The organism is Paracoccus hibiscisoli, assembly GCF_005048265.1.
GTDB lineage: Bacteria > Pseudomonadota > Alphaproteobacteria > Rhodobacterales > Rhodobacteraceae > Paracoccus > Paracoccus hibiscisoli.
Map to the genome: position 1 here is coordinate 18,509 of NZ_SUNH01000029.1, position 11,065 is coordinate 29,573.

8 protein-coding genes, 1 tRNA gene and 1 pseudogene are annotated in these 11,065 nt (G+C 63.0%); 7 read left to right on the forward strand and 3 right to left on the reverse strand.

The features are described from left to right. The first annotated feature begins 1 nt into the window (after nucleotide 1). The 6 genes from FA740_RS16460 to FA740_RS16485 are packed head-to-tail and all read left to right on the forward strand — an operon-like array spanning nucleotide 2 to nucleotide 4,844. Nucleotides 2-658, forward strand: a complete 657-nt coding sequence (locus FA740_RS16460) for an amino acid ABC transporter permease (protein WP_136857901.1) — start codon at nucleotides 2-4, stop codon at nucleotides 656-658. Next, nucleotides 592-1,470, forward strand: coding sequence for a transporter substrate-binding domain-containing protein (locus tag FA740_RS16465; protein WP_246053684.1), 879 nt, complete (start codon nucleotides 592-594; stop codon nucleotides 1,468-1,470). The genes FA740_RS16460 and FA740_RS16465 overlap by 67 nt, the downstream gene beginning before the upstream one ends. A 51-nt stretch (nucleotides 1,471-1,521) precedes the next feature. Then, nucleotides 1,522-2,253 (forward strand): amino acid ABC transporter ATP-binding protein, encoded by a 732-nt coding sequence (locus tag FA740_RS16470; protein ID WP_136857902.1) that lies wholly within the window; start codon nucleotides 1,522-1,524, stop codon nucleotides 2,251-2,253. After that, nucleotides 2,250-3,170: an NAD(P)-dependent oxidoreductase gene (locus tag FA740_RS16475; RefSeq protein ID WP_136857903.1), complete on the forward strand. Its 921-nt coding sequence runs from the start codon at nucleotides 2,250-2,252 to the stop codon at nucleotides 3,168-3,170. Before FA740_RS16470 ends, FA740_RS16475 begins: the two co-directional genes overlap by 4 nt. A 1-nt stretch (nucleotide 3,171) precedes the next feature. After that, entirely contained in the window at nucleotides 3,172-4,101 is a 930-nt protein-coding gene (locus FA740_RS16480) for a sugar kinase (protein ID WP_136857907.1), read from the forward strand. Beyond that, nucleotides 4,098-4,844 (forward strand): fumarylacetoacetate hydrolase family protein, encoded by a 747-nt coding sequence (locus FA740_RS16485; RefSeq protein WP_136857904.1) that lies wholly within the window; start codon nucleotides 4,098-4,100, stop codon nucleotides 4,842-4,844. The genes FA740_RS16480 and FA740_RS16485 overlap by 4 nt, the downstream gene beginning before the upstream one ends. Before the next feature lie 94 nt (nucleotides 4,845-4,938). On the opposite strand, the pseudogene FA740_RS16490 reads toward FA740_RS16485, so the two are convergent. Continuing rightward, nucleotides 4,939-5,875 (reverse strand): annotated as a pseudogene (locus FA740_RS16490) (IS5 family transposase). 116 nt (nucleotides 5,876-5,991) lie between these two features. Here FA740_RS16490 and FA740_RS16495 point away from each other — a divergent pair. Further along, nucleotides 5,992-6,246, forward strand: a complete 255-nt coding sequence (locus tag FA740_RS16495) for a hypothetical protein (RefSeq protein ID WP_246053686.1) — start codon at nucleotides 5,992-5,994, stop codon at nucleotides 6,244-6,246. A gap of 58 nt (nucleotides 6,247-6,304) precedes the next feature. Here the strand turns inward: FA740_RS16495 and FA740_RS16500 are convergent, their stop codons facing one another. Together FA740_RS16500 and FA740_RS16505 are read right to left on the reverse strand one after the other, a co-directional pair. Beyond that, nucleotides 6,305-10,183, reverse strand: coding sequence for a putative Ig domain-containing protein (locus FA740_RS16500; protein WP_136857905.1), 3,879 nt, complete (start codon nucleotides 10,181-10,183; stop codon nucleotides 6,305-6,307). Between the two features lie 755 nt (nucleotides 10,184-10,938). Next, nucleotides 10,939-11,015 (reverse strand) — tRNA-Met (locus FA740_RS16505). Nucleotides 11,016-11,065 lie beyond the last annotated feature (50 nt).

Sequence of the window (11,065 nt, forward strand, 5' to 3'; positions counted from 1 at the left end):
GATGATCCGCGAATTTTCCTCCGTCGACCTGATCTTCATCGCCATGGCGATCCGCTGGACGCTGATCCTGTCGGTCATCGCCTTTATCGGCGGGGCGGTCGGCGGCCTTGCTCTGGCGTTGTCGCGGACCGCGCACAGCCGGGCGCTGCGTTGGCTGTCCATGTCCTTCATCCAGGTGTTCCAAGGCACGCCACTGCTGATGCAGTTGTTCCTGGTCTATTTCGGGCTGGCCGTTCTGGGATTGCCCATCGATCCGCTGGTGGCCGCCGCCGTTGCACTGACGCTGCATGCCAGTGCCTTTCTGGGCGAGATCTGGCGCGGCGCGATCCAGGCCGTCCCGCAGGGCCAGTCCGAGGCCGCGACCGCGCTGGCCCTGTCCTACCGCGACCGGATGCGCCATGTCGTACTGCCGCAGGCCATGCGCGTCGCCACTGCCCCCACGGTCGGGTTTCTGGTGCAACTGATCAAGGGCACCTCGCTGGCCTCGATCATCGGGTTTACCGAACTGACGCGTGCTGGGCAGATCGTCAACAACGCGACGTTTCAGCCCTTCCTAGTCTTCGGGACGGTGGCCGTGCTCTATTTCATTCTGTGCTGGCCGCTGTCGCTGCTGGCCCGGCGGATGGAGGCGCGGATGCGCCTTGCCGTCACGCGTTAAGTTTTTCTGAGGAGGAGGATACCATGAGACTGACCCGTCGCCTGTTCGCGGCTCTTGCCGCCACCACCTTGATCGCAGCCCCTGCGCTGGCGGCCGATCTCCAAACCGTCCGCGATGCGGGCACCATTCGAATCGGCATGTTGGTCGACTTCCCACCCTTCGGCATTCAGGACGCCTCCGGCAATCCCGGTGGCTACGATGCCGACGTGGCGATAGCGCTGGCCGAACATCTCGGCGTCGAGGCGCAGATCGTTCCGGTCACCGGCCCGAACCGCATCCCCTATCTGTTGTCGGGACAGGTGGACGTGTTGGTCGCATCGCTTGGCATCACCGCTGAGCGGGCCGAGCGCGTCGATTTCTCGATCCCCTATGCGGGCATCGCCATCGGCGTCTATGGCGGCACCGATGTGGCGGTCGCGGGGCCGGAAGATCTGGCCGGCAAATCCATTTCTGTCGCCCGCGCTTCGACCCAAGATACAGGTGTGACCGAAGTCGCCCCCGAAGGCACCGAGATCCGCCGGTTTGACGACGATGCCAGTGCGGTTCAGGCGCTGATGTCAGGGCAGGTGCAGACCATCGGCTTGTCGAACGTAGTCTTTTCGCAGATCGCTGGCGTGGCAGGCGACCGCTTCGACAAGAAGTTTGACCTGTCCAGCCAAGTGCAGGGCATCGCAGTCGCGCCAGACTCCGATGCGCTGCTGGAGGAGATCAACGCCTTCGTCACCGAGGCGCGCACAGATGGCACCCTTGACGCAATCCATCAGGAATGGCTGGGCGAGCCGCTGCCCGAATTCGTCAAGACTGCCGAGTGACCGGATGCGCCCGGCCGATGCGGCCGGGCGCCCTTGCCCAAGGGGACCCCGATGACCGAACACGCCATCACCATGCGCGCCGTCAACAAGTATTACGGTGCCTTTCATGCGCTGGTCGATATTGATCTGACTGTGGAGCGCGGAGAGCGGGTCGTGATCTGCGGCCCCTCGGGGTCGGGCAAGTCGACCCTGATCCGCACGATCAATCAGTTGGAGGCAATCCAGTCCGGGCAAATTGTCGTGGACGGGATCGCTCTTTCGGGCGGCGATAACGTCGCCAAGGTCCGCCAGGAAGTTGGCATGGTCTTCCAGTCCTTCAACTTGTTTCCGCATATGACGGTGCTGGAAAACTGCATGCTGGCACCGATGAAGTCCCGCAAGATCCCCCGCGCCGAGGCCAAGGCGACCGCGAGGCAGTATCTCGACCGCGTCAAGATCCCCGAGCAGGCCGACAAATACCCCGCCCAGCTGTCAGGCGGCCAGCAACAGCGCGTGGCGATTGCCCGGGCCCTGTGCATGAAACCCCGCATCATGCTGTTCGATGAGCCGACCAGTGCGCTGGACCCCGAGATGGTCAAGGAAGTGCTGGATACGATGATCGACCTCGCCCGCGAGGGAATGACCATGCTCTGCGTCACGCACGAGATGGAGTTCGCGCGCGCCGTCGCGGACCGGGTGATCTTCATGGACAAGGGCGTCATCGTCGAAGAAAATCCCCCCGAGGCATTCTTCGGCAACCCGCAGAACGAGCGACTGCAGAACTTCCTGGGGCAGATCGCATGAGCCGTCCCAAGGTCCTGGCCCTTGCCTCGCTGAAGCCCGCCGCGATGCAGGATAAGCTGCTTGCCGATTATAACGTGGTCCACGACATCGACGCTGCGGACGATGTCAAAATCGTCCTGACCTCGGGCGCTTCGGGCCTGTCGGCGGCGCAGATGGCCCGGATGCCGGCGCTGGAACTGATTGCAGTGAACGGCGTCGGCGTGGACGCGGTTGATCTGGTCGAAGCCCGCCGTCGTGGCATCCGTGTGACCACCACACCCGACGTGCTCTCCTCGGCAGTGGCCGAGATGGCGATCGGCCTTGCACTGGCCACGGGACGGCGCATCGCCGAGGGCGATCGCTTCGTCCGGGCCGGGTCATGGGCGGCGGGCGACAAGCCCGCTCTTGGTCGGCCGGTTCTCCAAGGGCGGGCAGGCATCCTGGGCTATGGCCGCATCGGTCGCAGGCTGGCCGATCTGTTGCGCGGTCTGGAAATCGACGTCCTCTATACCGCACGTTCAGAAAAGCAGAACGCCCCTGACGGGTTTCGCGCCGATGCGGCTGCACTGGCAAACGATTGCACCCTTCTGTTCGTAACCGCCGCGGGCGGCGCCGAAACCCGTGGCCTTGTCGACGCGACGGTGCTGCAGGCGTTGGGAGCCGACGGTATCCTGGTGAACGTCGCCCGCGGGCCGGTGGTCGACAGCGACGCGCTTGCCTACGCGCTGCAGACAGGCATCATCGCCGGTGCCGGCCTGGATGTCTTCGACGACGAACCGAGCGTGCCGCAGGCGCTGATCGATGCGCCGAACTGCGTGCTAACTCCGCATCTCGGCTCGGCCACGGATGCCGCGCGCGCCGCGATGGCCGCGCTGGTTCTGGACAATATTGCGGCACATGTCGAGGGCCGCCCCCTTCCGACCCCGTTCGAGGGCTGAGATGGATTTCCTTTGTATTGGCGAACCCCTGGTCGAGTTCACCAGCGATCCGGAAACGCCGGGACGTTTCGACCGCCGCGCAGGCGGCGACATGTTGAACACCGCCGTCTATCTGGCCCGACTGACCGCCACCGGCAGCGTCGGCTATCTGTCCCGCCTGGGCGATGACGCAATGAGCAGTTTTCTCAAGGCCACGCTGGCCGACGAAGGCATCGCCGACCTTTGCGCCACGCAGCCGGGCGGCCGTCCCGGTCTCAGCTTCGTCGCCACCGACACTTGGGGAGAGCGCAGCTTTACCTACTGGCGGGATCAGTCGCCCGCTCGCCGCTTGTTTTCCGCGCCAGAGGATCTGGCGGCGCTGGATGGGGCGGATACGCTGGTCCTCTCGGGCGTAACCTTGGCGATGTTGCTACCAGAGGGGCGGGAGGCGCTGCTGCATGCGCTGGACCGCCGCAGGGCCGAGGGCGCGCGCATCGTCCTCGACACCAATTACCGGCCCGCGCTCTGGCCTGATGCCGGGACGGCACGGGCGGTCATCGGACGGGCCGCCGGGCTAGCAACGCTGATCCTGCCTTCCCTGGACGACGTGTCAGACTGCTTCGGGGTCACGGATCCCTCCGACGCGATGCACCTGCTGATGAACCTGACCGCGGCGGAAATTGTCTTGACCACCGGCGGCGATGCGGTCGCGCACTGGGCGATAGGCGCGGCGACGTTCGACAGTTGGCCGCTGCCACCATGCCGCAAGGCCGTGGACACCACCGGCGCAGGCGACAGCTTCAACGCGGGATGGCTGGCGGCCCGTCAGGCCGGGCTTGCGCCCCCTAATGCCATTGCGCGCGCCGCCGGCCTTGCCGCGCAGGTGGTTCTGTATCCCGGCGCGATCCTGCCGCGCCATGCCATGCCTGCGATCGAGGAGATGACCGCATGAACCCGATATTTGATCCGAAGGCCGCCGCGCACGTGCTGCTAAATGTGCGTGCCGGTGGCTCGCGCCCTGCCGGCTTGCCTTCCACGCCTCCCGATACGGCAGCAGCCTATACGGTGCAGTCCGAAGTCATGCGCCATCTCGGAGGCCGCGCCAGCTGGAAGATGGCCCTTTTGGCCGGCCGAGACCGTCACGCCGCAGCGATGCCCACCAGCGAGGTCGTGACCAGTTGCGCCACCCTCCCGCCACTGCCCCACGATGCGGCAATCGAGGTTGAGACGGCCTTCATCCTTGGCACCGATCTGGCAGTCGGCAGCACTCCCAGTGCCTCCCTCGCGGCTGTTGCCGAGGTCCGTCTTGCGTTCGAGATCGTCTCGTCCCGTTACCGGGATCGTGCGTCGGTGCCGCCATTGGAGGCGATGGCTGACTGCTTCAGTTCGGCAGCCATCGTCCTGGGCGACCCAATTGCCGATTGGCAAAGCCGTCTGGATGAGCCGCTTGCCCTTGCACTGTCTTTGGATGGGCAGAGTGTCATCGCCTCAGAGCAGACCCCAACTCTGTCCGAGACGGCAGACTTCCTCGCATGGCTCGCGTCCCATGCCGCGAATCAGGACATGCCGCTCTCCGCGGGCACGGTCATCATCACCGGCGCTCGTATCGGGCCGATCCCTCTTCACGGAGCGCGTAAGGCCGTCGCCTCATTCGGAGCGATCAAGGTCAAGGCTGCTTTTTCAGGCATTGTTTAGATCAATCTGTTGGACGATTGACGCTGCAGGGTGCCAGATAGCATTTTTGCGTAACTCCGGCCTGAGGCATGGAAGCCCCCTTTGCCCTTGAGGCTCAGGTCACGCGAACGACGTCGGCCGTTCCGAGGGCCGAGAAGCGGTTCATGAGTGCAATGGGGATCTGGATCTCTCGCTGCGATGCGCTCTCCAAAGGCCTTGAGGCACCGCATGTTCGCCTCGATCCGACTTCGGACGTGGTATCCGGTCCAGCGCTCCCAAAACGCCCTGCCATAGTGCCAAGTGGCACGCAGGCTTTCGTTTCGGGCGATCGCGGCATGGCAGTCCCCTTTCCACGGTCAGCCGTTCTTCCGGATCGTGAGTGATGGCCTGACTGTCATCGGTCCGAAGGAAGGCCCGACCGCGGTAGCCTGGTGGTCGATGATGGCGGTGTTGCAGCAGCGTATGTCATAGGCGCCGTCGGCAGTCACCGTGCCGATCTCCTAGCCCGGGGGATATGGTCCAGCAACTCCGGCAGGACCGGGCTGTCACCGTAGCCGCTGGGGGTGAACTCCAAGGCTCGGATGTCCGAAGTGGCCGTGTCCATAGCTAGATGCACTCTGCGCCATCGGCGTCGGCCTTGAACAACCAGACTTGTGTGCCTGCCACTCGCCATCACCGAGGAACTTGATCCCCGTGCTGTCCTTCAGCGGGCCATCGGTGCGCCGACACGGGATTTGGCCGACCAGCGTCTTTTGCCGTCGGCACAGCGTCGCATAATCTGGCACCGCTCAGTCCAGGCCGGCCATCTTCAACAAGCTAGCCACCACACCTGTGGTTTGCCGAAGCAGCAGATTGAACAGGACTTTGATGGTAAGACAAATCTGGATCGCCGCGTCAGAGAACACTGCAGGTCGACCGGGGCTGCCGTCATGGGGCGCTAGCCAGGTCATGTCCTTGTCCAGCCAGACCAACAAAGACCCGCGCTCGCGCAGCGAGGCGGTGTAGCTAAGCCAGTTCGTCGTGCGGTAGCGGGAGGGAGATGGTTTGCTCATGCCGGACGTCTTAATGCATGGCTTCACGATGTGAACCATTGATGGTTAGAGTTCTGCGACAACACCCCGCGCACAGCTGGGGTGGGCCTTTCCCCACACGCGCGACGGCCTATGCGGTGGATATCGCGCCGGCCCGGGAGGTGTTGGCGGAGAGCCGTTCTCTCGAAGGCGGAGGGGCGGCAGGCATCGCTACCGTTGGTGCCGCCGGAGTGGAGGTGGCCCGGGAGGTCCTTGCGGAAACCCAATCGGCCATCCTGCCGCTTTTGCCATCTCTCGACACCCTACGCTGGGTATTCATCGCCGTCGCGTTGATCGGCATTGCTGTCACGATCCATGCACGGATCGACGACTGGAAGCGGGGTCTGCGGTAATGGGCAGGTCTACACAGAAAATCACCGGCAAGAGCAGATGCCCTTACCGGTGATTTCATCAGAACTGTTTCGCAATACTGGCTCGTGCGCCCGCGGACTTGGCGCCGTCGCCCTCGATGTTAAGAAGGAGCGAAAGACCCAGGTTCCACTGGTCTGGCGTGCGGGCGCTAACTCCGCCACTGATCGAGCCAAACGCGCCCGCCCCGTCCATGCCGGAGAAGCCGCCGGTAAAGCCTAGCGTCGGCGTGAGCCTTGTCCCGTCCTTCAGCGTAAGCTGCTGGATGATCTCGGCTCCAAAGCTAACGCGCAGCTGTTCCTCGGTGAAACCATCAACGCCGATTTCCTCCTCTGCATCATTGCTAACGACGTAATCGTCCACGCTTTCCTTAAAGTAAACTGCACGCAGCTTTGGCGTTAGGGTGGTGGTTTCATCAAGTTTCCACTGACCTTTGACAGAGGTGTCGAACATTCGGCGCGAGGTGCGGAAGGTCCCGTCCCAAAATGCAGTATCGATATCGTTCGACGAGCCGCCATAGAGCAGGCTGGTGTCCCAGAACACGCCTTCCCCTAGTTCGAATGACATGGAAGGTCCCGCCATCCAGCCGTTGCCAGTCAGCTCGGCATCTTCATCAGACGGGTCCGTCATATGATCATAGTGGAGGCTGAGGCCGACAAACGCTTTATCGTTGAGTAGATAGTCTGCCCCACCCGAGATCATGCCGAAGCTGCCCCACTCGCCGCCACCTTCGCCGTTGCCGGCGTCGCGCTTGTGCAGCAGGAAGGTGCCGTCCATCCACATGTTGAACGGGGAACTGGTGGTGTCATGGACCCCATCTGCATGGTTCTTTGCCGCTTCCATCTGCGCCAGGCTCGTCGAAAAGCTAAGTTTTACGCCCTGCCCCGAAGGGCTGACCTGAGTGGTCACGCGCTCGGTCGCTTGATTCATGCGCCGACGCTCAAGCAGACCGGGAACACTGATTGTGGAAGATATCATGTTCTGACGGTTTCTGACAAAACCGTTCACCAGACCGTCGATATCCGCCGCAACTTCGGCTGCGTCATAATCGATCTCGTAAATAACGGTTCCGGTGTTGGACACGCCAAGCGCACTGGTGAGGCTAAAGTCCACCGTCACCGTGCCCGAATAGGCCGGATCGGGGATGAACTTCAGATACCACCCGAGAGGACCGGATGAACCTGCTTGAGCAAATTCGCCACGCACGATGGAGACCCTACCGGCATTCTGCGGTACCACGGCGGCAACCTCAGCCCACATGAAAGGACCACCGGTGGCTCCCCTGGTCAGATCGATGTTCAAGGGCGATGATCCGGCAGCAACTTTAACCCGTTTGTCGGTCACTGTTACCGCCCGCTCTCTGACTTTCAGAGTATAGACTGCCGCACCGGTGGCACCGTTGCTGTCACGAGCTTGCACGGTGAAGGTGTAGTCACCTTCTGCGTTTGAGGCCAATGTTCCGCTCAGTTCGCCGGAGGATGCTGCAAGAACCAGTCCCTCCGGCAAGGCACCGGACGAGACAGTATAGGTTGTCGTGCCGGCTCCACCCGTGGCGGAGAAGAGTTGGCTGTAGTCTTCACCCGCCATGGCTACCGCCAGAGCGCCAGTGGCCGGGGTGAAGCTGAACAGTGCAGGAGCCGCTTTGACGGCGATGCTGTAGCGCACCGATGCGGACACCTCGTAAGCGTCGGTTGCGGTGACGGTGAACGTGTCCTCGCCCGCCACGGTCGGCGTGCCCGAGATCGTGCCCGAGGTGCTGAGCGACAATCCTGCTGGCAGATCACCGGCGGTGACTGCGTAGCTGTAGGGGGCGGTGCCCTGCGAGGCGGCAACAGCCCGATTGTAGGCCGTGCCCGCCATGCCGGCCGGCAGCACGCCGGCCTTGGGCGCGAAGGCCAGGGTCGGAGCGGTGACGGTGAGGCTCACGGTAGCCGCGGCCGAGGTGCCGGACGCGTTGGTGGCGGTGTAGGTGAAGCTGTCGGTGCCGGAATAGCCGGCGGCCGGGGTATAGGTGATCGTCGTGCCCGACACGGTCGCGGTACCATGCGCAGGATCGGCAAGCACGGCCACCGAGGTTGCCGCGCCGCCGGACAGGTCCAGCGTGATGGCATTGTCTGCGGTGTTCGCTGCCACCGTGGCCGTGACGCTACCCGCAACCGGTGCCTGGACGGCCACGGAGATGGTGTAGCTGACCGATCCGGTCACCTCATGGGCGTCGGTGGCGGTGATGGTGAACGTGTCCTCGCCTGCCACGGTCGGCGTGCCCGAGATGATGCCTGACGTGCTGAGCACCAGGCCCGCTGGCAGATCACCGGCGGTGACGGCGTAGCTGTAGGGGGCGGTGCCCTGCGAGGCGGCAACAGCCTGATTATAGGCCATGCCCGCCGTTCCGTCCGGCAGCGCACCGGCCTTCGGCGCGAAGGCCAGGGTCGGAGCGGTGACGGTGAGGCTCACGGTAGCCGCAGCCGAGGTGCCGGACGCGTTGGTGGCGGTGTAGGTGAAGCTGTCGGTGCCGGAATAGCCGGCGGCCGGGGTATAGGTGATCGTCGTGCCCGACACGGTCGCGGTACCATGCGAAGGATCGGCAAGCACGGCCACCGAGGATGCCGCGCCGCCGGACAGGTCCAGCGTGATGGCATTGTCCGCGGTGTTCGCAGCCACTGTGGCGGTGACGCTACCAGCGACCGGTGCCTGAACGGCCACGGCGATGCTGTAGCTGACCGATCCGGTCACCTCATGGGCGTCGGTGGCGGTGATGGTGAACGTGTTCTCGCCTGCCACGGTCGGCGTGCCCGAGAGGGTGCCAGAGGTGCTAAGCGTCAGGCCTGCCGGCAGAGCACCAGCGGTGACTGCGTAGCTGTAGGGCGCCGTACCCTGCGCGGCAGCAACGGTCAGACTGTAGGCCGTGCCCGCCGTGCCGGCCGGCAGCACGCCGGCCTTGGGCGCGAAGGCCAGGGTCGGAGCGGTGACGGTGAGGCTCACGGTAGCCGCGGCCGAGGTGCCCGAGGCGTTGGTGGCGGTGTAGGTGAAGCTGTCGGTGCCGGAATAGCCGGCGGCCGGGCTGTAGGTGATCGTCGTGCCCGACACGGTCGCGGTGCCATGCGAAGGATCGCCAAGCACGGCCACCGAGGTCGCCGCGCCGCCGGACAGGTCCAGCGTGATGGCATCGTCTGCGGAGTTCGCAGCCACTGTGGCCGTGACGCTACCAACAACCGGTGCCTGGACGGCCACCGCAATGCTGTAGCTCACCGATCCGCTCACCTCATGGGCGTCGGTTGCCGTGACGGTGAACGTGTGCTCGCCCGCCACGGTCGGCGTGCCCGAGATGGTGCCCGAGGTATCGAGCGACAATCCTGCCGGCAGAGCACCGGCGGTGACGGCGTAGATGTAGGGGGCGGTGCCCTGCGAGGCGGCAACAGCCTGATTGTAGGCCGTGCCCGCCATGCCGTCCGGCAGCGCACCGGCCTTCGGCGCAAAGGCCAGGGTAATAGTAGGGGGCACGGCATCGCCGCCGACGAAGCTGGTAATCCGATAGCCGCCCATGCCAAACATAGGGTCCATAAACATATCATCTTGTTTAGCAATAGTATTCGGACTGACGCCCGTCCAGACGCTGTCGTTCGAATTGAAGTTCAAGTCGTGTAGCAGACCAACCTCTTCCCCGGTTCCTGAGAGGCTGCTCGAAGCATTGAAGACGAAGATCCCTACATCCTGCAGGGCATAGGTCGTCGCACCATCGTTGAAAGAAAAGCCAGTTATCGAACCGTATAGATTATCCAGATCTGTGAATGTAATTGATCCACTCAGGCTATCGGATGAATCAGCCGTATTCGTCCATGTAATGCTATAGGTGTAGGTCGACGTTTGCGCTTGCGCCACGGCCGCCAGAAGAGCCCAGCATGCGAGAAATGCTAATGCCATCCTTGCTCGACGCTCTAAACTGGTAATCTGCTCAAAAATGCGTCGGAGGGTGTGCGATGCAAACACGGTGAGGTTCCTATTCTTGTGCCCAACGCAATTACCTACGGATCACCTATTAATATCCCGTAAAGAGAAGCTGATGGAACGGAGCCTCACCGTCGGCCTGCACCTGGTCACTGTCGCCATAGGGAGATTGAGAACCGCATCACCATTGCTGTGATAAGCTACATGCGCGACGGGAAGCCGTGCGATCTGGCCTAAGAATTGGACCGTTTGAAAGTGGAGTTTTCGGCAAACCTCCCCTGGCTGGGAAAAGAGCCGAGAACGACAATGGCATCGAGATTCACGGAAGCACCAGAGACGCATTTCCTCTGAAGGAAGGCGAGGACGGCACATCGGTTGCCAAGATCTGCTGCAGTTCGCACACTGCGCGAACGGGATCGGGCACTCGACCTACTCTGCCTCGAAAAGAGGTGTGGCGGTTTGCTGCTGAATGAGATGCGTCGGCTAACCGACGACCATCAGCGTCGACAACGTCACTCCGAGTTCATCTCTCGCGATTTCGATCTCGGACCATGTCCGGGGCACGTGACGCTTAACTTCTCGCGCCCCCGCAAGTCACCGATACGCCACAGACAAAGAACCACCTCTCCGGCGGCCTCTTTCAACGTTGATGTGGCGTTGAGTTGTTTTGCGGGCATGCGAAAGCCCCGCTGTTGGGCGGGGCGTATAGAATTGTTATCGCGATATTTTTTTGGTTGCGGGGATAGGATTTGAACCTATGACCTTCAGGTTATGAGCCTGACGAGCTACCGGGCTGCTCTACCCCGCGCCAATTTTGTCCTGATCGGTTTTTTTCATCGTTTCGGAGAGATAATGCGT